We start from the raw sequence: 24,352 nt of genomic DNA on the forward strand, positions 1-24,352 counted from the left end.
TTCCTTTTCCTATGATATAATATGATGTTGGAAAGTTTGCAGCGAACAAAGCTGTACTTTATACGTAGGAGTTTTCTATGAGACATACTGTTAAGGTGCTGCATATGACGACACTGCACCATCCGTTAGATCCGCGAATTTACTATAAACAGTGCGCCTCCCTGAAACGGGCAGGCTATGACGTAACTCTTCTGGCGCCGGTGCCGACTAATACCGAGGAAGGGGAAGTGCCGTTTGAGCCGCTTCCGAAGTACTCGAACCGCTGGAAAGGACTCCTTTTCGGAACGGTCCGTGCCTATTTCCGCGCCAAGAAACAGAAGGCGGATATCTACCATATTCACGACCCGGAGCTGCTGCCGGTCGGCTGGCTGCTGAAAAACAAGCGGAATCACGTCATTTATGACATTCACGAAGATTACGAAACTGGCATCGTGCAGCGACAGTACTTCACCAGGCCGGTCCGTCAACTTATTGCATCAGTCTATAAAAAGGTCGAAGCATTTTGCACCCGGCGGATGGAGCTGATTCTTGCAGAAAAATATTACCTGGAAAAATACCCTCAAGGTCTTTGCGTATTAAACTATCCGATTTTACAGGAGAAGCTGACAGGCATCGATCGCTCATTTCATCAGGCAGACGGACTTCTTTACACAGGAAACGTAACGAAGGACCGCGGGGCCGTGCAGCACGCAGCGCTTCCGGCACTGGATGAGTCGCTTCAGGTTCATTTGTACGGCTACTGTCCGGAAAGCCTCGCAGCTGAGATGAAGCAGCGTGCAGGTACACATGAGGGGCGTCTTCATCTGCACGGTGAGGGACGTTACGTACCGAAAGCAGAGATTGATGCGGCTTACGCCCAAAGCGGATGGCTTGCTGGAATCGCCCTGTTTCCGCCAAGCGAGCACTACATGAAAAAAGAGCTGACGAAGTTTTTTGAATATATGGCCGCCGGGCTGCCAGTCATTTGTTCGGACTACCCGAAATGGCAGACGTTTATGGATACATATCAGTGCGGTATTTGTGTGAACCCGGACAGCGAGGGAGATATCCGTGATGCCATCAACTATCTGCGTCAGAATCCGGAGGAAGCAAAGACGATGGGAGAACGCGGCAGGAAAGCCGTGCAGAACTATTTAAACTGGGGTCATGAGGAAAAGAAACTGACGAATTTGTATGATAGACTTAACGGAATTGAAGCAGGTGAATACAGTGACAACTAAACAGCCGCTCGTCTCAGTCATCACTCCGGCGTACAATGCAGCCGGTGTGATCGGTGAAACGATTGAATCTGTACAGAAACAGACGTATACGAACTGGGAAATGCTGATTGTGGACGATTGTTCAACGGATGAAACGCGGGAAATAATCCGCACGTATGCCGCTGAAGACAGCCGCATCCGCCTGATTGAGCTTGTCGTAAACAGCGGGGCAGCCGTCGCGAGAAATACTGCGCTTGAGCAGGCCGCCGGCACGTATGCCGCTTTTTTAGACAGCGACGACCAGTGGCTGCCGCATAAAACAGAGCGGCAGCTCGCCTGGATGCAAAAGTACGGTGCAGCCTTCACGTTTTCGCAGTATTACGTCATTGATAGCGACGGGACGAATCTGGGGCTTGGCGACCTGATCCCGGCACGCGTCGGCTACCGTGATCTGCTGAAGCAGAACATGATCGGCTGCCTGACGGTGATGGTTGATCTGGAGCAGACAGGCCCGCTCAAAATGCTCGATATCCGCACCCGTCAGGATTACGTGCTCTGGCTGGAGCTCTGCCGCAGAGGCTTTACCGCCTATGGCATCAGTGAGCCGCTTGCCGTATACCGCAGGCAGAAAGCATCGATCTCGAGTGATAAGAAAAAGATGGCGAAGCAGAACTGGAAAGTTTACCGGGACATAGAAAAATTAAATCTGCTCACCAGCAGCTACTATTTTATGCACTATGCGTGGAACAAATGGAAAAAATACCGACGTGCGTCAACGTCTGGAAACGGCGGTGTCAAGTAACGTGATGCGACAATACATGGATGAAATTATGAAACGAAAGGATCTGATCGTTTATTTGATCAAATCCGGCCTGAAAGCAGAACACCGGAACAGCTATCTCGGCTACTTCTGGTGGCTGCTCGACCCGCTGCTCGGCGTGGTCGTTTACTACTTCCTGATCAGCTTCATTCTCGGACGAGGCGGCGAAAACTTCGCTGTTTTCCTCGTCATCGGACTCGTATCCTGGCGCTGGACGAATACCGTGATTAACAGCTCGGCGCGATCGATTTTGCGCTATGCCTCGATCATTAACCAGGTGTACCTGCCGAAGTCGATTTTTCCGATCACCAGAACCTTTTCACAAATGGTGAACTTTTCGTTCGGACTCGTCATCGTGGCGATCTTTCTCGTCGTCTTTGGCGTCATGCCGGGCTGGCAGGCGATCTATCTGCCGATTATTATCATCGTACAGCTCGTGTTTCTGCTTGCGATCGGCCTGTTTCTCGCGTACATATCCGTCTTTATCCGGGATATTGAAAACCTGCTTACGCACGTAACGCGAATTTTATTCTACTCTTCCCCGATTATCTGGGAGGGCGGGCGTCTTCCGGACGAGTATCAGTGGGTGGTCGATATTAATCCAATCGCCCACATCGTCAACTCGTACCGGGACGTGCTGATGTACCAGCAGTCGCCGAACTTTTTTGCACTGTCGATAATCCTCGGCGTGTCCGCGCTGCTCGTCTATGCATTCCTGTATTACTACAGCCGCAACGAGTACAAAATCATTAAAGCACTTTAAGTGAGGGTGTGACAGTATGAGTGACAACAAGGCACCGGAAAACCGCGAAGTCGTGATCGAAGCAAACGATCTCGGCGTGAAGTTTCATTCCGGCAACCGCACCGACGACTATAAATCCTTTGCGCTCCGTTTTATTAAGCGGGAAAAGGATCCGGATGCCGGAGAAGAATTTTGGCCGCTGCGGAATTTGAGCTTCAAAGGCTACAAAGGCGAAATTCTCGGCATTATCGGCTCAAACGGATCCGGCAAAACGACGATTTGCAAAATGCTTTCCGGCATTCTGGAAAAAGATGAAGGAGAGCTGACGGTGAATGGCCGCGTCTCTGCTCTGTTTTCCATGGGTATGGGCTTTGATAAAGAGTTAACCGGCAGGGAGAATGCTTATTTAAACGGGATGATGCTCGGTATTTCCAAGCACCGCATCAATGAATTCATCGACGACATTCACGAGTTTTCGGGACTGGGGAAGTTTCTCGACCGTCCTACTAAAACGTACTCCAGCGGAATGAAGGCACGTCTCGGATTCAGCGTCGCCGCTCACCTGGAGCCGGAAATTCTCATTCTTGATGAAGCACTCAACACCGGTGACGCAGCTTTCGGGCAGCGGGCGGCCGAAAAGATGAAAGAGCTCGTGGAAAAAGCCAAGATGGTTATTCTCGTGACGCACAGCCTGAAATACGCGCGCCGCAACTGTGACCGGCTCATCTGGCTCGATAAAGGCGTGATCCGCGCAGACGGTGACCCGAAGCGAGTCACGAACCTGTACAAGGAATCGGTACCGGAGCGGAAGCCGCGTGCGCAAAAAAGACTCGACATTGAGAAAACGCAGACGACGATCAAAGACCAGACGATCGTACGGGCTGAAAATATCGGTGTGCGATATGACGTCAATAAAGAGGAATTCTGGGCCTTGAAAGAGAATTCATTTACGATCAAAGAAGGCGAAGTCGTCGGCATTATCGGTCATAACGGAGCGGGGAAAAGCACGCTCTGCAAGCTGATGACGAATATTCTTACCCCTGATGAAGGAAAACTTGAGCTGCACGGGGAAACAACATCACTTCTCGGATACGGCACCGGCTTTAATACGCAGCTGACCGGCCGGGACAACATTTACTTAAACGGGATGCTGCTCGGTATCCCGAAGAAAAAAATCGACGAAGACTACGAGCAGATCGTTGATTTTTCCGGGATCCGCCGGGCGATCGACAAGCCGGTCAAGAACTACTCAAGCGGCATGCAGGCCCGGCTTGGCTTCAGCATAGCCGCGACGCTCAAGCCGGACATTTTCATTCTTGATGAAGCGCTCTCAACCGGTGACATTGCCTTCAAGCAGAAAGCGAGTGAAAAAATCCAGGAAATGATCGAGATGGCGAAGTGCGTCATCATCGTATCGCACAGCATGGGCTTTGTGGAGAAGATCTGCACGCGTGCGATCTGGATGGACCAGGGGAAGATTTTATACGACGGCGATCCGAAAGAGGCCATCGCCCGGTACAAGGATAAGTACAACGTGCAAAAGAAGACGAGACTGAAACCGCGGAGCTCCTGATGCCGCGCCATTCCATGAAAGCAGGTGACCCGATTCATGAACAAACTGCAGACGATGAAAAAACGCGTCAGTGCCAACCTGACGAAAGAGCAGAAGGACAAACTGAAGCAGGTCGTTCCATTTCTCGGCCTCCCGACAGCAAAAGTGGAAACGCTCAAATGGAAGCTTAACAATCTCGGCTTCACGGAGCGGGCGCTTCACGATCTGGAAGCGCTGCATGAAAAGACGAAGCGTCCTGCACTGAAGCGCTATGCGGCCTTTGAGCTGGCGCTCTGGCACGTGAATCAGTACACGAAAGAAGGAGCAGAAAAAGCACTCGACTACCTGCTCGACATGCTGCAGACGGAGGAGAACGAAGAAAAAATCCGCCGCGCGTCGATTCTGGCTGCAGAAGCGATGCTGCAGCTTGGCACACGCGACCGGGCTGAAGCCGTTCTGGATGCGCTGATCAAAAAGAAGCCGCATCCGGATCTGTATTTGGCGCGTGCAAATACCATAAAAGACACAGAAGCTCGTATTCCATATTTAAATAAGGTGCTCAGTGACGCAGGTTTAATGAAAATTCAGCTCGACCCGGCTGTACGCAACCAGCTGTCCGCCTATGACGCCCTCGAGCCGCGTGCGAAAAAGCAGCTCGTCAACCAGCCGGCGCTTGAGGACACGAAAGTAACCGTGCTCGTGCCTGTATACCACGCGGAAGCGACGCTCAAGACAGCGATTCATTCGCTGCAGGCGCAGACGTGGACGAACCTGGAGATTCTTATCATTGATGATGCTTCCTCCGACGGTACAGTCGAAGCAGCAGAAGCTTTTGCAAAAGAAGATAAACGGATTAAGGTGCTGCAAGTGGAGCAGAATGGCGGGCCTTACGCCGCCCGTAATCTGGCACTGAAACAGGCGACCGGCACCTTTGTCACGGTAAACGATGCCGATGATTGGTCGCATCCTGAAAAAATCGAAAAGCAGGTGCTGCATCTGCTGGAGAACGAGGACGTTGTAGCCAACATGTCACAGCAGGCGCGTATGTTTGAAGATCTGTCCCTGCACCGCCGCGCCCGTCCTGGAGAATATCTGTTTAACAACATGTCATCGTTTATGTTCCGCAGAGAGCGCGTACTCGAAAAACTCGGTTCATGGGACCGTGTGCGCTTTGCAGCAGACTCTGAATTTATTTTCCGCTGCCGGCGCTTGTTCGGCGAGCAGTCCGTCGTAGAGCTTGCGACCGGACCGCTTTCCTTCCAGCGCCAGTCCGATCAGTCGCTCACAGGCAACGAAGCGTTCGGGCTGCCTAACTACAAAATGGGCGCCCGCCGCGAATATGAAATGGCGCACGACTATCATCATAAAAACGCAGGCACGCTCTACTACGATCCGGAGCAGACAGAGCGTCCGTTTTCCGTACCGGAGCCAATGCGTCCAGAGCGGGAAGCAAAAGAAGACGGCTGGCGGGAATTTGACGTCGTATTTGCGGCTGATTTCCGTTCCGAAGATGCGCTTGCCGCTGACGAGCTGAAGGCAGCTGAAGCAGAGAAAAAGCGAATCGGCTTCGTTTTGCTGTACCGCTATGACAGCTCACCATTTACGCACGTGCATCCGCGCTGGAGAAAGCTGATCAACAACGGCGCAGTGGAAATGCTCGTCTACGGAGAGAAAATCCGTGCCGGTGAAGTCCGCTTTTCCGATACGGAAGCTTTACTGGAAAAGCAGCGATTTGTACCGCTCATGGAAGCCCAACAAGCGGTTGTAACCGGCAAAGCGGCTGATAAGGCCGCAGTGGAAGCAGCAGTGCGCCGGCTGACCGGTACGGCACCTGAATGGAAGCAGTAAAGGAGGGGTTTTGTGAGTCAATCTCCGCTTTCGCGTCTTCGAGCGCGCTTATTAGGCAGCAAGATGACGCGTCTCGAGCAGGAAAACCAAAAGCTGCGTGAGCAGGTATACAAGCAGAAAACGCCTGCACCCAAAGCGCTCCCGGATGAGATGAACGATCTTGCCCGTGTCCGTGAAACGGTGCGGGAGTCGTACCGGGAAGGCACGCTGATGGAGCTCGCGCAGGAGCTGGCGGCAAAGAAGCAGCTGCATGACCGCTTCAGCATAGAAGCGATGCTGGAAGCGCTCCGTCAGGCGGCCAGGGAAGGAACCGCAGCAGAAGACCAGATGCGTCAACTGCTGCTTCCTGCGTTTTCTGCTGCGGAACTGCCGGAGCGATTTGCACGCGGAATTGAGCATCGTACCATTCCATCTCTTGAGCCGCTCTCCTCTTTTCGCGGCCAGCTGACAGCACGGACGAGGCGGCTGCAAAAGGGTCACGCTCTGCCGGAATGGACAGTGGACCATAAGGAGAAGGCTTATAAGCTTGCTCGCTCGCTCGATATTGCCGTGCCGGAGGTGCTTGCAACGTCCGTACCGCTTGAACAGCTGACGCTCGCCCCCGGAACCGTCGTAAAACCGGCAGATGGGGCAGGCGGGCGCGGAGTTTACGTACTCCGTGCGGAAGATGACATTTTAAACGTGAAAACGTCTGAGGTGCTCCCCTCTCTGGAGGCACTTCGCCGCGAGCTGGAGCAAGATTTAGCGGGCGGTCGCGTTGCTGAGGACAGCTGGAACGTCGAGAAAGTCTATTATGCGGATAAAGACACGAAAGAGCCGGCACGCGATATGAAGTGCTACACGTTTTACGGAAAAACAGTTCTTATTTTGGAGATTTCCCGCAGTCCGAAAACGGCTTACTGCTGGTGGACGCCGGAAGGGGAGCCAATTGAGACGGGTAAGTATACCGGTCAGCTCATGGATGGCGACGGACCGGATCTACGGGCGCTTGAAGCTGCGTCCAGACTTGGAAAAGCCATTCCGGCCCCGTTTTGCCGGTTTGATTTTCTGCAGACGACCGATGGCCTTTTATTTGGCGAATGCACGCCAAAGCCCGGCAACTATGATCAGTTCGACGCCGCAACCGACAGAGCGCTCGGGGAAGCGTTTTTGGAAGCTGAAGAAGCGCTCATGCATGATTTACTGAACGGAGAGCGTTACATACATTGGAGGAATTTGCTATGAACCCGGCACAATGGCCGCCCCACCTTCCTGCAGCTGTCGTTCATCAGGCGCAAGGACCGCTGTTATGCGGATACTTGATCGCGCTGGAAGGCTGGCGGCGCGGACTGACACTTCAGTTTCATGCTCATAAAAGTCAGGCGTTTGCTGATATTCCTTTTTGGTATTCGCACCGTCCCGGCAGGCTGTTTACGCTGTCGGATGGAAAACGAACGGTCCGCTTTTTCCGTTCTCGAGGTGATGGTGTCTCACGTGAAGCAGTCGAAGCGGGAGCCGACAAAACGCGCACAAAGCAGTACCTGCATCAGGCAGACGTTCCGGCTCCGCGCGGCAGTCTGCTGGAATCGGAATCAGATCTTGCGGTTGAAGCAGGAAAGCTTGCAGGTCCGTTCGTGCTGAAAGTCAATGACGGCAGCTTCGGACGCGGCGTGCGGACGAATCTTTCCGCAGACGAGCTCGTCGGAGTATACCGGGAGCTGCAACAGGAGCACCCTGGGGAGCCTGTTCTTCTCGAAGAGCACATTGAAGGGCCGGAGTACCGGCTGTACGTCGTTGGTGAACACGTAGCAGGAGCCGTCCGGCGGGATCCGGCATCGGTAACCGGCGATGGCAATGCGACAATCGAAGAGTTGATTGCGCGTAAAAACGGCGAACGGCGCAGTAACCCACGTCTTGCGACGGCGCTGATCAAACTCGATACCGCCGTGGAAGCTATGCTGCAGGGGCAGGGACTGAAGCTGGATAGCCGTCCTCCTGCAGGTCAGGTCGTCGCGCTTCGGACGCAAAGCAACGTTTCACTAGGAGGCGATCCAGTGGATGTACTGGATCAGCTTCCTGATGACATGAAGCAGACAGCCGTCCGCGCACTGCAGGCATTTCCCGAGTTTCCGCACGGGGGAGTGGATATCATTCATTCAAACGAGCGCGGCCCCGTTGTGCTCGAAGTGAACCCAACTGCTCAAATCGCCCTGATGGTGTTTCCGATGCACGGGAAAGGTCGCGACATTCCAAAGGCAATTGTCGATTACTATTTTCCAGAAACGAAACAGCATACTCGGGCGTCTCACGCGTACTTTCACCTTCAGGACAGCCTGATGGCACTTGAAACCGGGGTGGCATCCGTCTCTGAAGTGCCGGACTGCCCATCAGAGGAGCCGCAGGGGATACACTGGGTCATAGAGAAGCCGCTGCATGCAGCGGAACGGCATCAGATCTATGTGGAAGCGATGGAAAGAAGGCTTAACGGCTGGCTGAAGCCGAAAGGGGTGGACCGCTGGCACGTATTCGCAGCTGGAGACGAAGCGGAGGCATTCGGAGCCTCGCTTCCTGATGCCAAAGAAGCCGGCAGGGGCCCGGCGTTTATCACACCTGCCTTCCGCGTATATGAGAGCCGGGAAGAGCTGCTCCGGGATCAGGCAGAGGTAACGACTTTGATAAGCCGGACAGCTGCCGCAAGGCGTCGGACGGAACAGACGCTGAAGCTGCTGCGGACAACCGCGGGGCTTCCTGGGAAGCTGAAGCTGCTCTCAAAGAGGGGGACGTAACGAGATGAAACAAACGAAGCCGGTCTGGCTCCCGCACTTAACTGATGCGGTTCCGCTTGCGGCGAAGGATAAAAAAATCAGTCTCTATACGATCGCTCTTGAAGGCTGGCGCCGGGGACTCGAGCTGACGTTCTGGTCGATCCGCGGCGAGGACGGCGAATTTCAGCTGCGCTATCAGCTCTCAGATGGCTCAAACGTGCATCAGTTTCAAGGATCAAAAGGCGACCGGATCACCGATGAAGCAGAGGCGATCTGTGACGATAAATCGCGGACGAACGAGGCAATGCGGGCACATGGCGTTCCGGTTCCTCACGGAAAAACCTTCACGGAAGCAGCAACGGATGAAGCAGTTATCGCGTATGCCAAAGATAAAGGCTTTCCGCTTGTGTTAAAGCCGACGAACGCCTCCGGCGGCAAAGGTGTCATCGTGAACATTCGCGATGAGGCGTCGTTTCAAAAAGCCGTTACCTACGTGCGGCAGGAGCTGGGTTTAAAGCACGTGATCGTCGAGCAGTTTGTCGAGGGAGAAGAATGCCGCGTCATGGTGCTGGACGGAAAAGTGCTCGGCGCCGTGCAGCGCCGTCCGGCCAGTGTCACTGGGGACGGAAAGCGCTCCATTGCCAAACTGATTGAGCAAAAGAACGAAGACCGGCGGGAGGTGCCGCATTTATACCACCGCCCGATCAAGCTCGACCGTCATTTTTACACGACGATGCACGCTTCAGACTGGACGCTCAGAACGGTTCCGAAAGCCGGGGAAACGATCGTCGTCAAACGCGTCAGCAACATTTCAGCAGGAGGCGATCCGGTTGACGTAACCGACCTGCTCTCAGAAAAAATAAAAGAAACTGCGATCCGTGCCGCAGAAGCGGTTCCCGGACTGCCTCATTGTGGTGTAGACTTAATGGTGGACCCGGACTGGAAGGAAGCAGTCGTGATCGAAGTGAACACGAAGCCGGGCCTTGGCTCACACCTGTTTCCAATCACCGGGACGAGCCGCGATGTGCCGAGAGCGCTGATCGACTTTTATTTCCCAGCCTCAGCAAACGCACCGCGCAGTGATCACGTCTATTTTGATCTCGGTCCCATCGAAGCGGCCGTAAAAGCAGCCGGAGCCTCGCGTATCACAGTAGCGCCCGCTCCCGAACAGACAGGCACCATCCAGCAGTCGTTTACCTGTGAAGGAGCATTAAAGCAGCAAAAGCATCAGCTGGAGCGCTTGATGAAAGAGCTCACGTTGTATGGCACGGTCAGCTTGTTGAAAAATAAGACGCTTACTGCGACGCTCCTCGGCACACCAGAGGATCTGCAGGCAGTAAAGCAGCGGCTTAAAGAGTCGGGTACGGTCACCGCTGAAGAAAGCAGCAGGATGATCGCGGCAGAGTTTGTTTGGCATGATGATACACGACCTTCCTTTGTGGAGGCCTATATAAAACGAAGACAGCTGCTGGAAGAGTGGAAGCTTGAAGAAAAAGCAGCAGCGCGGACGGCTCGCGAAGCATCCGGTATCCGCACGAGACTGAAGAAACGATTCGGCAGACGATAAGCTGCCCGGACAGGAGGAACCCAACGTGATACAGGAAACAACCTATCAATGGCTCCCGCACTTAGAAGGAGCCGTACCGAAAGCAGGGCAGGGAAAACGGATCAGTACCTATACCGTCGCACTGGAAGGCTGGCGCCGCGGCATCCGCCTCCGCTTTTACCGCGAATTTGATGAAGAAATGAAGCTGAAAGTCCGCTATTCGCTGCGGCATAAAAACAAAGAGCATCATTTTGCATTGTCGAAAGGCGATCTCGTGACGGATGAAGCATTTGATATTTGTGACGACAAGGATTTAACGAAGCAGTATTTAACAAAGGCGAATGTACCGACTCCACAGGGGGCAAAATTTTTAGAGGATGCCTCGAATGAAGACATTCTCGCGTACGGAAACGAGCTTGGCTATCCGCTCGTCTTAAAGCCTGTCAGTGCAAACGGCGGCAAAGGGGTATTTGCAAACGTCCGCGAAGAACAGGTGTTAAAAGAGGCGATCGAGTACGTACGCGACGAGCTTGGTTACAAAGAAGTCATCATCGAAACACATATTCCAGGCGAAAAGGAATTCCGCGTCATCGTTCTCGGCGAAAAAGTGCTTGGTGCGATGCACCGTATTCCAGCAAATGTTGTCGGCGACGGTCAGCGCACGATCCGCAAGCTGATCCAGGATAAAAACAAATTCCGCAGGCTGAACCCGCACTTGACGAGCCGGATGATCCGGATTGATAAAGAAGTGCTCTATATGATCGAGCAGGCGGGCTATGAGCTGGACTCGGTTCTCGAAGAAGGCAAACGGATTTACCTGCGCGTTCAAAGTAACCTCTCAAACGGGGGAGATTCCGTTGACGTAACCGAGGAGCTGTCTCCGGCGCTTGAACGGATTGCGATCGAAGCGACAAAAGCGATCCCGGGTCTCGCTCAAAGCGGCGTGGATATCATTGTTGATGACGAAACCGGTGCCGGCTCCGTCATTGAGGTGAACTCACGTCCGGGGCTTGGCGGCCACTTGTTTCCAATGATCGGAACACCGCGTGATTTTGCGAAGGCGTTTATCGACTATTATTTCCCGGAAACGGCCGACTATCCGAGATCGAACCTTTATTTTGACTTTGATAACGTAATTGCGCCAATTAAAAGCCGTTCTGCTACGATGGTGGAAGTACCTAAGCCGCCTAAAGGAGAGCTGTACGGCAAGCTTTATACAGTTCGCGGCGAAGTGCAAGGTGTCGGGTACCGCGCCTGGGTCAAGCGGGAGGCACTGATGCGCGACCTGCATGGCTATGCACGTAATGAAGCCGACGGCTCTGTTTCCATCGTCGTCTGCCATCCGAATAAAAAGAAAGTGAATAACTTCAAAAAAGTAGTGTTGGAAGGACCGGAACGTGCGGAAGTGCGCGAGATTCTCGAAGAAGAATGGACGAAGCCTGTCCGCATGGGCTTTCAGACAAAGCAGGCGAAGAAAAGCTATTCCAGAGGGAATTACCGTGGCCTCTCCAGTGCAGAGTACAAGCGGATCGCAAGAAAGTATGACCAGCTTGTCCACAGTACCACGTGGAAAATGACGTATCCGGTGCGACTGGCCCTGGATATTGCGAAAAAAATCGTCCGGTTAGGACGTAAATAGCACGTAACAAGCAGCGGCTGCAGCCGCTGCTTTTCGTATGGGAAGAAATTTAGAACCGAAAAACCAGACCGGATTTACGTCCGGTCTGGTTTCATCATCACTACTTTATCGTAAAGTGTTTTTTAAACGCTGCAAACTCTTTTCCGTTCAGCAAATCGCGCTGCAGCCTGGCTTCTGCTTCTTTATAAGCTCGTCCAAGCAGCTGATCGTATTTTTTGTTAAACAGATGAAATTTTCCAGGACGTGGGGTCGCTTCACCAAATACAATCCCGTCGTGACTCTTCAGCATATCCATGCGTATGAAAGGTGCTGGGATCTCCAGGCTGGCCCGCAGCGCTTCGTCTGCATCCTCCTGAGAGAATCCAATTCCTTCCCGCAGCTTTTCATCCTGCCAGCCGGTCTTTGCAAGCGTTCCGTCAGCATTCCAAACGCTGAAGCCGGAAGCATCTGAACGATCTGCTTCCAAGACAAACAGAAGCTCTCCGTAAAAGCAGTAAAATTTATAATCAAGCGGCGGTGCAGTAGAATCTTCCTCGCGCAAAATTAACTCTTCGGTTATCCATTCATCCTTTAGCAGCTGGCCTGTCGGATTGCCGCGATAAACTGCCGCAAGCGGCTCGCGCATTTCCTCTATCATTTCCTCCCGGCTGGATAAATACTTGTTATTGCGGGCAGACAATATTTTTGAGTCATTGAAAATAAGATACACACCTCTGGAACCTGTTGATTGCACAGGCTTAATCACGATCGGCGCCTCTTTGTCCTTTATCTCCTCAAATGTATAAATACGAGAGGAGCTTTTCGGCCTGCGAAGACCGATTTCATCAGCGAAACGGAACGCCTTTGTTTTACGGTCAAGCTGCCATGCATGATTCTGATGACCAAGCTTTCTCAGCGCCGACTGTTCCACCATAATATCCTTGAATGAAAAGGAACTAAGCATCGGAATTTTCTTTCGCTCAAATTTTTTCAGAAACCCGTGAGAAATAAACCGCTTCTCCAGAATGACGGACAGGGTCTCAAGCTTGTCATTATCTTCAATCACGGATTTATTTTGTGCGAATGTCTGGTAATAATCTTTCAGGTAAGTTTCTATTTTTACCTGAATGTCTTCTAACTGCTTCACTTCGTTTTTAAAGGTCTCATTCTCTGAAAGGTCTTTTTCTGTATCGAGCGCCGGATCCGGCAGCAGCTGTGCAACTTCATCTGATTTTAGTTTAATATTTTTATGCCCTTTTGGAAGCACATAGGCAGGACCGTGATCTTTATCACAGATCACCTCTTCATCATCTCCGATATACTGCTTCTCATTTAACGTGTGCAATAGTTCGGCTGCTTCTCCTCTGTCTGCAAAACGGGTTTTGAAGCCGGTTCGCCGGTTGTCTGTGACGATCGGATAAAAAACAGGTGTAAATGACCATCCGCTTTGTTTGTCATAGTCAGCGGTAAGTTCCACAATCAGGCTGAAAGGTGGGGCGTTCATTTTGTCATAGCGGCCTGGCGAGTTAAAAATGTAGTTGCCGATCGAATAAGCGATGACGCCGCTTTCGTATTTTTCAATGTGATTCGCCATGTGAGTTCCATGCGCAAAAACAAAGTCAGCCCCAGCATCAATAAATTTACGGCATTTTACCTCGTAAGCAGACTTTACCCATTTATAATCAGAGCCCTGCCAATGAGGACAGATGACAATGCAGGCTTCCGGATGGGCTGCCCTTGTTTCTTCAATCTTTCGAAGCATGCGGCTTTCATTCAGCGAGTTCACTCCGGGAGAATCTTTTTTCGCCATGAACCCATAGTCTTCCCGGTATCGTTTGGAGGCTCTCATACCTGTAAACACGAATACATTATTTTTCTTAAGCCCTGCCTTCACTTCAATTTTCAGTGGTCTGACCGCTTCTGACAAAGAAGAGCCAGCACCGAAATGCTGAATGCCTGCTGATTTTAATGTGCTTATTGTATTTAAAAGAACGTCCGGCCCAAAGTCCATTGTGTGGTTATTCGCCAGACTCACCGCTTTAATGTTCAGGTCCTTGAGCAGGTTAACGGTACGTTCCGGATGATCCCAGTTTGGATACTGCTTGCCTTCCTGAAAGCCGTCCGGATCTTCTTCAAGTACGGTCTCGAGATTAAGAATGGAGAAATTGCTCTTCTTAAACAAAGGCGCAGTTTGTTCTGCGAAAGAAAAAGGATCCCGCTCCAATCGCTCTTTTTCCGTGATTCTGTTTGGTTTTTGCAGATACCAGTCACCAAGACTTGTATCTCCCGCAAACGTAATCGTAAACGGCTTGCTCATGATTCACAACACCTCTTTAAGTTGATTAAAAGCTTCATCGCTGTGGACGTTCCCAGGTAGGTAGTCTGCACCGTGAGATAATATTACTACACGCTGGAGAGAGAGTCACCAACATTTTTATCAATTACGTATTTTCTGATGAATCTTTCAAATAATCCTATATTCTGCATGTATAACCACGGACAAACCTGCTAACGAAAAAACGAAAGGGTAACCTTCCTCCTGCAGGAATTGAAGCAGATATGATACATATTGCCTAAAAATGCGGTTGCTAAACAGATTGCATGTATTTGTTGGGTAAAGAGTTAGTAAAGCCTGAGAAAGAAGGGCAGAAGCGGAACTATTTTCATAATAAAACAAAAGAAGCTGTCTGATTTTTCAAGGCACTTCCTCGTAGCGTGAAGCAAGCTGCTCGTATCACGTAGAAAGCTCCTCGTAAACGATGAATCCCGCCTCGTAAAAGCGGATCCCCGTGCGAATAGCGGTGTTCAGTTGCGAATAAGGAGAGGATCTCTGAGCGGAGGGCTTCGGTCTGAACCGAAGCCGGTGATTGAGGTGGATGCGGTGCACTTCCTCATAACGGAAACCAACCTGCTCATAACAAGCAGAAAGTTCCTCGTAAACAGGGAAAAGCACCTCGTAAACGGTAAATTCCGCCTCGTAAAAGCGGACCCCCATGCGAATAGCGGTGTTCAGTTGCGAATAAGGAAGGGAGTTCTGAGCGGAGGGCTTCGGTCTGAACCGAAGCCGGTGATTGAGGTGGATGCGGTGCACTTCCTCATAACGGAAGTCAACCTGCTCATAACAAGCAGAAAGTTCCTCGTAAACAGGGAAAAGCGCCTCGTAAACGGTAAATTCCACCTCGTAAAAACGGACCTCCGTGCGAATAGCGGGAGTCAGTTACGAATAAGGAAGGGATTTCTGAGCGGAGGGCTTCGGCCCGAGCCGAAGCCGGTGAAGGAGGTGGAAGAGGCGCACTTCCTCATAACGAAAGCCAACCTGCTCATAACAGGCAATAATTTCCTCGTAAACAGGAAAAAGCGCCTCGTAAACGGTAAATTCCACCTCGTAAAGGCGGCCCCCCATGCGAATAGCGAGAGTCAGTTACGATTAAGGCCCGGATTGAAGGAGGGCACACTAAAAATCCTCCTCAGCGCCATGCCGAGGAGGAGAAAAATGCGTTTACTTTTCCAGAATACCTGCATATGAAATAAGGCTGGAAATGTTGTGCTGCGTGTAGTCGTTACGCAGCTCGTAGTTTTTCAGACCGGCGTGGAAAGCACCGAGGCAGAGCCGCTTGTTCATGTAATACATGACGGACTCCGGCCGCAGCTGCATTTGCAGCTGGAACTTGATGCCTTCGTGAATACCGGCTTTGTACGATGCCGCTTTGTCTTCATAGCCGTGATCCATCGCCAGACGGTACGCTGCTCCGAGACCTTCACTGCGGCAGGCCGTCGGTGTGGAGCGCGGAGTGCCCGGCTGCTTGTAAGAGCCGATCCATTCGCGGCTGTACTCGTTTGGATCCAGCCGCTGAGCGTGAATCATCGCATCTGCAATAAAGAAGGAATGCTTCAAGTACATGTCTTTCGGACGCTCACGGTAAAGCTCATTCAGTCCGTACAGAAGCCAGTGGTCGTGTGCAATTGTATCGATTGTTTCTGTTTTGTCACGGTCAGTGATCAAATAGTTGGCTTCATTTTCAGCAAAATCGAGCCATTTTTCGTCTCCGTCGATTTTATAGAGACGCACCATCGCAAGAATTGCTTCACCAGGATAGTAGTGGGAGATGAAGCCGGTGTTTTCGCCAGTCGCCACTTTTTGCTTATGCACAGCGAATTTACCTGATTCATCCTGCAGCTCGCCCATCCACGTGGCCAGATTCTGCATCAGCTCCAGATGCTGGCGGTCTCCGGTAAGCTCCGTATACTTAGCGAGGCACACGATCGCGAGCCCGTTACCGCCGAGCTTAGCGGCACCCTTTTCAACAACAGCCTGTGCTTTTTTGCCGTTGATTTCAATATCCTCTACTTTTTTCTTGAGGAAGTTAATGCCGCGCTTCGCTGCATCCAGCAGCCTGTCGTCAGGCATCATCTCATGAACTTCGAGCATCGAATACGTCGTGCCCGCATGCCGGAGAATATTGTAGCCGGAAGCCTGGGAGCCGTTGTGCGGCTGATAGGCGTAAACGATTTTTCCTTTACTGTTTACTGCCTGCTTAAAGTAGTTGTTTTTTGCCAGCGTAATCGCATTAACAAGGTCGTCACGGTTCAGGTCGTCAAAGAACCGGTGGCCGCGGTAAAGCTTCAAGTAGCCGTTCTTGTCATAATAATGACTGTGAGTACGCACTTTATAGACATCCATAAATTCGTTCGTCAAAAGTGTTTTCACAGCTTTTTGATCAAACAGCAGCGGGTGTTTTTCAAATGCGAGAAACGCGTTTTCTTTCACAAGGTGGCGCTCCTGGATCATTTTATACGCCTCTACTTCTTCCGGGAGGAATGAGATGCGCAGGTCCTCGGAAAATGCAAAGCCGTCTTCACCGCGCCGGTAAAGAATTTCATCTTTCTTCACGTTCAAGCGGCTGCCCTGCTTGCGGCCGGGAACGACCTCGCGGACAACGTCCAGCTTGACGGATATCGGCTTCAGGTGGCGCACGCGGTATTCCAGGTACGATTCGATCGCCTCATTGATCGCCTCGGCAGCGGTTTTGCCGCGGCCCATCGTCACGAACGCGCGCGTGTAGCTGTTGCCGACAGAAAGGTACACGATCAGCTCGCCTTCTTTCGTGCGGTAGGCGTTCTCCAGTTCTGTGTCGACAGCATCTATTGTTGTTCGTTTTTTAACAGCATCAAAAATTGTTGAAAGTAGTTTTTCCACAGTATTGACTCCTTTTTCAAGAAATACATTCAGAACCTACTTTACCACAAAGGGCGCCGGCGGGGTATGAAACTTTTTCCTATTCCGGGAACATCGCTTTCGCAATCATTTTTGCAACAGGAATGGCTTTGCCTTCCCACGGCTCCATATGGGTGGTGATGTTCGGATCATTGTTGATTTCCAGAATGTGCGGCTGACCGTCATCATCGATAATGACATCGACCCCGCACATGCCAAGACCGGGAATGGACTGCACCGCTTCCTCGACGATCCGCTTGACAACCTGACTGACCTCGTCTGTTGCATCGATTGCTTCGCCGCCTGCTGAGACGTGGGAGACGGGACTTAGGAAAACGACCTTCTCTTTAGCAGGAATGGAATGCAGGTCGAAGCCATCAAGTCTGAGTGATGCTTCCAGTGCAGGGGTGACGCTAATTTCGCTATGACCCAGTACCTTCCGTCTTCGCCGCTCTTCGTTTTTTTGTTCAAGTAGCTTCTGAATAGTGGAAGAACCGTCTCCGCGCACATGCAGACGTCTTCGCCTCCCTACAGCAATTACGTTTCCGTCAAGACAAGTGAAACGATAGATCTCCCCATCTATATGCTGCTCAACGAGTACATCGGGATCCGTGTTCAGCGCCTGTTGAAATGCTGTTTCGAATTCGCTGAGTGTCGACAGGTTCACAGAGACAGATCTGCCTTTCGAGCCGCCGCCGGGCTTCACAACGACCGGAAGAAGTTTTTGAGCCCAGTCCCACGCTCGCTCGAGATCACCCTTATAAAACAGCGCATTTTCCGGAGCAGGAAGCTCCCGGCTTCTGAGCAGGCCGGTCGTGACTTCTTTTCGCTTGATGCAGCGGACAGCAAGCGGACTGTTTAATGCATCCAGCACTTTTCCGTCTTCTATCGTATACGTAAAACGACCTTTTTTCAGTTCGAATCGTCCGCCATCCAGCCTCGTCCACTCAGCACCTCTGCGAATGCACGCAAGAAACACCCGGCGGTTCGAGCGGCGCAGGTAGACCGGATATTTTTCAGCATTAAAAGAGGTCTGTATCAGCTGCAGCGACGATTTCTCTGTCGTGCTCATCACTTTTACAAAGCGGATATACGACAAAATACTGGAAATATTGTGCTGCGTATAATCATTGCGCAGCTCCCAGTTTCGCAGATTCCCCCTGAAAGCACCCAGTGACAGTGATTTATTCGGAAAATACAGCACCGCTTCCGGATAGAGCTGCATTTGCAGCTGAAAGGAAATCGCTTGATGGATCGACCGGCGGTACCGCCGTGCTCGATCGCGATCCTTTACTTGATCTGCCAGTCTGGCAGCGGCACCGAGCCCTTCACTGCGGCAGGCAGCAGGTGTTGATCGCGGCCGGGGATTATCCATGTGAAAGTATCCAAGCATTTCACTGCTCGTCTCATTTGGATCAGTGAACTGGGATTCGGTAATCGCATCGGCAATGAAAAAGGCATGGCTTCGGTAAATAGCAAGCGGTCTGTATTGATAAAGGTTATAGATCCCATATAAAAGCCAGTGATCATGCGGAATCGTTGTTTTATCTGCTTCTCTATCCCTCACCTCAATGAGATAGCGTGTTTCTTTTTCCGCATAATCGAGCCATCGGGAGTCGCCATCAATTTCGAAGAGGCGAACCATCGCAAGAATGGCTTCCCCGGGGTAATACCTGGATTCAAAATCCCAAACTTTCCCGCTCGAGTATTCCTGCTTATGAATACTGAAGCGCGGAGCATCCCGCTGCAGCTCTTCCATCCAGGTGGCAAGACTTTGCATAAAAGGCACGTACTTCCGGTCACCGGTTACTTCGGTGTATTTGGCGCAGGCAACGATCGCGAGACCGTTACCGCCGAGTTTAATTAAATCCTCTTCCACAATCACGTTAACAGCGACGCCGTTTATCGTATGCTCGTGTGAAAAAGACGTCAAATACTCCAGGGCTCGTGCCGCTGCATTAAGAATGTCTTGATCTCGGTTCCACTCATATAGCTCGAGCATTGAATAAGCAGTGCCGGCGTGTCTTAAGATGTTATAGCCGTCGGCCTCTGAATCTGTGTGAGGATGGTAGGCATATGTAATGCGGCCATTCGCATCGACAGCATGCTTAAAATAGTTGGATGAAGCCAGTTTCACGGCATATTCCAACTTCTCCTCAGAAAGAGGAAAGCCTTTCCGTTGGCCATTGCTCAGGGAATAGTAACCGGAGGAATCAATATAATAGGAAGTTGTGCGAATCACACGCACATTCGCCGGTGTGTTCATGCTGCTTTCCATCGCAGCAGTTTGCGGACGGTACGACAGTGCATGCCGGAGGCCGGACTCGTTAACTCTGCCGCGCTGAAGAATTTGATAGGCCTGCACTTCTTCCGGAATAAACAACATGTCAGGACGGTCTTCCAGTATGATTCCGTCCCGCCCTGGTTTAAAGGAGATCCGCTCATCCTGCTGCTGAAAAGTGGTTGGAACAGATCTTTCCCGAATTCTCGTGACGACATCCAATTTTAATGAAAGAATTGGTGTATGCTGCGGTCTTGCTTCAAATGCCATTTGAACCGCTTTGGTATAGTCGGTATGCACACCATACGTAACAGTGGAGCGATCCTCCTGACTTCCATATGTAAGGTAAACAATATAGCCATTGCTCCCGGAATATGCTCGTGCCGGCGGCTTAAGTTCACCAGATACAGCAGACCGGTTTTCCGTAACCGCCTGCCATAGATTCTTCATTGTTTGTCTCATGCTGTTTTCCTCCTTGTATAGCTAGCTGTTGCTGAGTGACTGAGAACGGTCTTCTTTTCAAACTGTATCAAATGGAACGTGATAAAAGAAAGAAATAACTCGAAAAAGAGGGACATCCTTCCATGAAGCAGGTACACTATAGAAGCGCAGTAATGTTAAAAAACATAAAAAAGTCTCTTTATAATCTATGACAATTGTCGATATAATTTTCTGAGAAAGGAGCGAGGCCTAATATGAAACAAAAACTGAAAAGCAGTACGATCTTTTTTCTTGTTTTTCTGCTGTTATTTAGTTCGTTTGGCACTGCATTTGCAGAAGGCAGTGACAACGAGGATGCGCAGGAAGAAAAGCAGTTAACCGACGACATCATTCATGACCTTACAGAAGAAGAATTCGATGAACTCCGATGGAACATCTTCCGTGAACAGCTGATGCTGTACGAATTTGATCCGGAAGCAGAACCATCAGACGAAGCTATATATACGACAGAAGAAGAGCTCGCTGAAGCACTTCATCAATTCCAGGCCGATCACGATCTCGAAGAAGCTTCTACATATACGGAAGAAGCCTGGGAGAAGATGAACGAGCTGTTGGAAGAACAGGGGTACCTCCTTTTTATTGGACAAGACAAAGAGGAAACAGCGGAATTAAAGCACCTGTTAAACGAGCTGGATCCTCATGAGGAACGTTTCCAGGAGGAAGAGCTAACGACCTTCTACGGCATCATCACCGCAGCGGCAGTGAAGAGCTATCAGGAAACGAGAGAGTTAACCCCGCACGGAGCAGTCGATGAAGAAACGTATTCACAGCTCTCAGATGAGTGGGCGCTGTTCCGCGAAGAACAGGAAGCAGCCCGTGAAGACGAAGCCGATCACGACTTGGAAGGCCGGGAAGAAGAAGTAGAGGAAGACGAGGCCCGCGAGGAAGATATGGACAGTGACGAAGAGTCCGATCTTGATTCGGAGGCTCGTGAAGAAGAAGCAGATGCAGAAGAAGAAGCTGACCTTGATTCAGAAGCTCGAGAGGAAGAGACAGAAGAAGACGAGGCCCGCGAGGAAGATACGGATAGCGACGAAGAGTCCGATCTTAATTCAGAAGCACGTGAGGAAGAATTAGAGGAAGAAGAGGTCCGCGAAGAAGATTCGGACAACGCCGAATCTGACCTTGACTCAGAAGTACGTGAAGAAGAGGCAGAGGAAGACGAGTCCGACCTCGATCCGGAAGCGAGAGAAGAAGAGTCTGATGAAGAAGCAACTGAAGAAGACATAGAAGAGCAGGATTCTGTTGATTCGTCCTCTGAGGAGAACGAAGAAGACGAAAGTGTAAATGAAGCTGCAGAGGAAAGCTTTTCATCCATGTCCACTTTCTCCACGGCTGATGAAGGACTTGTATTTGAAGATGGAGACGAAGCTCCTGAAATCCGGGAAATGAAGCTGGAGCTGACAAAGCTCGGTTTTGGCTCCTTCCCGTCTGATCCGTCCGAACGATTCGGTCCTGTGACAATGAGCGTTGTCGCTGACTTCCAAAGCTACTTTGGTTTAGATGCAGACGGTCAAGTCGATCCGGAAACGTTCGAGCGGATTTCAGAAGAAGCCGGCACGTACTTTCAGGACTTTCAGGAAGGCGAAGGCATTCAGGAATTCAAGATGATGCTCACATCGCTTAACTATGGTTCGTTTCCGTCATCGCCATCCGATCGATTTGGTGCGGTCACGGCAAACGTTGTGAAAGATTTCCAGGCTGATAACGGGTTGATCGTAAACGGCCTCGGCGATTCGGTAACCATGCAGACGCTTCATGCGCTGGCGGAAGATGTTTTAGAAGGATCTTCACTGGAGCTTCCGTACGTGAACGGAGATGAAGGTCCGGCTGTGCGGGACTTGAAGCTGATGCTGACAAAGCTTGGCTTCGGGAGCTTCCCGTCTGATCCGTCTGTCCGTTACGGACCGGTGACGATGAGTGTCGTGGAGGATTTTCAGCGCTACTTTGGTCTTACCGTAAACGGCATCACCGATCAGCAGACGCTGAACCGCGTTGAGCAGGAGGCAGGCACCATTTTTCAGGATGGCAATGCCCACAGCTCGATCGTTGACTTAAAGCTTGATTTGACACGGCTTGGATACGGCACATTCCCGTCTAACCCGTCCAATCGCTACGGTCCGGTTACTTCCGGAGTTGTGAAGGAGTTTCAATCCTCCGAAGGACTGGTAACGAGCGGCATAGCCGATTCCCGCACGATGGACCGGCTGGAGCAGCGGGTTGCGGAACATTACGACGCTACGCTCACCCTGCCATATGAAGACGGAGATCAAGGCTCTGCGATCGTGCAGCTGAAGAAGGATCTGACGACGCTTGGCTTCGGCACGTTCCCGTCCAGTCCCTCTGTCCGCTACGGGCCTGTGACAATGAGGGTCGTGGAAGACTTTCAGGAATATTACGGACTGCCGATCACAGGTATTACGAATCAAACGACAGCGAACCGGATTCAGTCGGAGCTGAACTCCCGCTACCGGGACGGGCAGGCCCATTCGGATATCGTGACGCTGAAGCTGAACCTGACAAAGCTTGGGTTTGGTTCGTTCCCATCCAGCCCGTCTAATCGCTACGGAGCGGTTACGGCCTCTGTCGTCAGTGATTTTCAGCGCGCAAACGGCCTGGTAGTAAACGGTATTGGAGACTCCGTTACAATGAGTCTGCTGGAATCACAGGTGGGAGAAAGCTTCATCGGCAAGGCAGTCGTAACGGCGAATTCGAACTTAAATGTCCGTCGCGGACCAAGCACGAATTTCTCCGTCATCGGTCAGCTCCCAACTGGATCGGTCGTTGATGTAATCAGTGAAGAAAACGGCTGGTACCGGATCAGCCACAGCTCGATCACGGAGCAGCCGGCATATGTGAGCGGTATGTATCTGCGCATGGAAACGGACGGCCTTTCCTATCCGTACCAGAACGGTGATCGTGGAGAAGAAATTGTGGAAATGAAGCAGAACCTCACGAAGCTCGGCTTTGGCAGCTTTCCATCAGAACCTTCTGAAGGATATGGCAGCGTAACAGAGCGCGTTGTGCGTGAATTTCAGGCGTACTACGGACGCACAGTAAACGGGCGTTTCAGCCAAAGTGATGCCGACTTTATTAACTCCATTTTCAACTCTCACTATATCGACGGCGCCGAACATGAAAATGTGCGCGAGCTGAAGCGGAATCTGAGCCGTTTAGGATTCGGAAGCTTCCCGTCCAATCCGTCTAACCGCTACGGCCCTGTAACAGCAGGTGTTGTAAGTGACTTCCAGCGTCATCACGGGCTTGTTGTAAACGGCATTGGTGATCCGCGTACGATGCAGCAGATTAACGATGAGATGGCGAAAATCGGAAACAATATTGAGTACCGAAACTATCAGATGACAGTTTCCCAAATGCTGAACAGGCAGATGCCGCTCCGTCCGCAAACCGATCTCTACGGTGGCGGTTGGCAAAATGCACGTGAAGCGGATGTGCGACGCTATATCGATCCTAGCAACTTCAACCTTGATCCGAACAGCCGCGACATGTTCCAGTTCCTGGTACTGTCTCAAACGTCCGGCGTGCCGGCGTCGCAGTTGAACAACATTCTCCGCAACCGCGGTATTCTTCATAATACGGGGAATGCGTTTAAGCAGGCGGCAGAATCGCAGGGAGTAAACGATATTTATCTGATTGCCCACGCTCTTCTCGAGACGGGCAACGGAACGTCCAGACTTTCCGACGGCTCTTTTGAAGTCGGACAGATCAATTCCAACATGTGGGTGTCGGTTCAGCCTCAGGCGAATGGCAGCGTGCGAAAGTATACGCTGGAACGGCGCTTTAACAGCGCAAACAATTCGTGGAGCTGGATCAGCCGTCGGGACGACAATTACGATACGAGCCGTCTTGATATGAAGAAAACGTATAACATGTTTGGAATCGAAGCGATCGACAGCGATCCGTACACGCGTGGTTCGGTAAGAGCTTACCGTGAAGGCTGGTTCACACCACAGGCTTCCATCCAGGGCGGCGCAAAGTTTATATCGAACAACTACCTGAACCGCGGCCAGGATACGCTCTACAAAATGCGCTGGGACCCTGACTTCCATGAAGCAGCGTTGAACAGCAGCATTAGCATCAACCGAAGCTCGTTTTACCAGTACGCGACAGATATCGGATGGGCCTACAAGCAGACTCGCATGATTAAAGAGCTGTATGACCAGATTGATAACCCGTATCTGCCGTTTGAAGTGCCGGTATACCGTTAACAAAAAAGTTGAAACAATCTCAAAGAATTTGAGATTTATAGGAAAATAGACGATATA

Annotated in this window: 14 protein-coding genes; 11 read left to right on the forward strand and 3 right to left on the reverse strand. The window is 51.3% G+C overall.

Annotation, left to right across the window (positions count from 1 at the left end; translation table 11 throughout):
• The first annotated feature begins 77 nt into the window (after positions 1-77).
• Genes ACFO4L_RS14650 through ACFO4L_RS14690 form a run of 9 tightly spaced genes read left to right on the forward strand, consistent with a single transcriptional unit; the run spans position 78 to position 12,090 of the window.
• Entirely contained in the window at positions 78-1,220 is a 1,143-nt protein-coding gene (locus tag ACFO4L_RS14650) for a glycosyltransferase family protein (protein ID WP_377910406.1), read from the forward strand.
• Positions 1,210-2,001, forward strand: coding sequence for a glycosyltransferase family 2 protein (locus ACFO4L_RS14655; RefSeq protein WP_377910407.1), 792 nt, complete (start codon positions 1,210-1,212; stop codon positions 1,999-2,001). The genes ACFO4L_RS14650 and ACFO4L_RS14655 overlap by 11 nt, the downstream gene beginning before the upstream one ends.
• Positions 2,002-2,005: 4 nt before the next feature.
• Positions 2,006-2,782, forward strand: coding sequence for an ABC transporter permease (locus ACFO4L_RS14660; protein ID WP_377910439.1), 777 nt, complete (start codon positions 2,006-2,008; stop codon positions 2,780-2,782).
• Between the two features lie 16 nt (positions 2,783-2,798).
• Complete coding sequence (locus ACFO4L_RS14665; RefSeq protein ID WP_377910408.1) at positions 2,799-4,334, forward strand: ABC transporter ATP-binding protein; 1,536 nt, start codon at positions 2,799-2,801, stop codon at positions 4,332-4,334.
• A 36-nt stretch (positions 4,335-4,370) separates the two neighbouring features.
• Positions 4,371-6,161, forward strand: coding sequence for a glycosyltransferase (locus ACFO4L_RS14670; protein WP_377910409.1), 1,791 nt, complete (start codon positions 4,371-4,373; stop codon positions 6,159-6,161).
• Positions 6,162-6,173: 12 nt separating this feature from the next.
• The gene (locus ACFO4L_RS14675) at positions 6,174-7,385 is read left to right on the forward strand and encodes an ATP-grasp fold amidoligase family protein (RefSeq protein WP_377910410.1); all 1,212 of its coding nucleotides are present in this window, start codon (positions 6,174-6,176) and stop codon (positions 7,383-7,385) included.
• The gene (locus ACFO4L_RS14680) at positions 7,382-8,926 is read left to right on the forward strand and encodes a hypothetical protein (RefSeq protein ID WP_377910411.1); all 1,545 of its coding nucleotides are present in this window, start codon (positions 7,382-7,384) and stop codon (positions 8,924-8,926) included. Before ACFO4L_RS14675 ends, ACFO4L_RS14680 begins: the two co-directional genes overlap by 4 nt.
• Positions 8,927-8,930: 4 nt before the next feature.
• The gene (locus tag ACFO4L_RS14685; protein ID WP_377910412.1) at positions 8,931-10,472 is read left to right on the forward strand and encodes an ATP-binding protein; all 1,542 of its coding nucleotides are present in this window, start codon (positions 8,931-8,933) and stop codon (positions 10,470-10,472) included.
• Positions 10,473-10,497: 25 nt separating this feature from the next.
• Positions 10,498-12,090 (forward strand): acylphosphatase, encoded by a 1,593-nt coding sequence (locus tag ACFO4L_RS14690; RefSeq protein ID WP_168005954.1) that lies wholly within the window; start codon positions 10,498-10,500, stop codon positions 12,088-12,090.
• Between the two features lie 100 nt (positions 12,091-12,190).
• Here the strand turns inward: ACFO4L_RS14690 and ACFO4L_RS14695 are convergent, their stop codons facing one another.
• Positions 12,191-14,386, reverse strand: a complete 2,196-nt coding sequence (locus ACFO4L_RS14695) for a CapA family protein (protein WP_377910413.1) — start codon at positions 14,384-14,386, stop codon at positions 12,191-12,193.
• 546 nt (positions 14,387-14,932) lie between these two features.
• Here ACFO4L_RS14695 and ACFO4L_RS14700 point away from each other — a divergent pair.
• Positions 14,933-15,595, forward strand: a complete 663-nt coding sequence (locus ACFO4L_RS14700; RefSeq protein ID WP_377910414.1) for a hypothetical protein — start codon at positions 14,933-14,935, stop codon at positions 15,593-15,595.
• Here ACFO4L_RS14700 and ACFO4L_RS14705 read toward each other — a convergent pair.
• A complete protein-coding gene (locus tag ACFO4L_RS14705; RefSeq protein ID WP_377910415.1) occupies positions 15,569-17,266 on the reverse strand; it encodes a glycoside hydrolase family 88 protein in 1,698 nt (565 codons plus the stop codon). The genes ACFO4L_RS14700 and ACFO4L_RS14705 overlap by 27 nt on opposite strands.
• 79 nt (positions 17,267-17,345) lie before the next feature.
• Positions 17,346-20,027 carry an ATP-grasp domain-containing protein gene (locus ACFO4L_RS14710; protein WP_377910416.1) on the reverse strand — a complete coding sequence of 894 codons (2,682 nt, stop codon included), beginning with the start codon at positions 20,025-20,027 and terminating at the stop codon, positions 17,346-17,348.
• Positions 20,028-20,260: 233 nt separating this feature from the next.
• On the opposite strand from ACFO4L_RS14710, the gene ACFO4L_RS14715 reads away from it, so the two are divergent.
• Positions 20,261-24,295: a peptidoglycan-binding protein gene (locus ACFO4L_RS14715; RefSeq protein WP_377910417.1), complete on the forward strand. Its 4,035-nt coding sequence runs from the start codon at positions 20,261-20,263 to the stop codon at positions 24,293-24,295.
• Positions 24,296-24,352: the final 57 nt, after the last annotated feature.

Source organism: Bacillus daqingensis (assembly GCF_042654445.1).
GTDB classification, from domain to species: domain Bacteria; phylum Bacillota; class Bacilli; order Bacillales; family Salisediminibacteriaceae; genus Alkalicoccus; species Alkalicoccus luteus.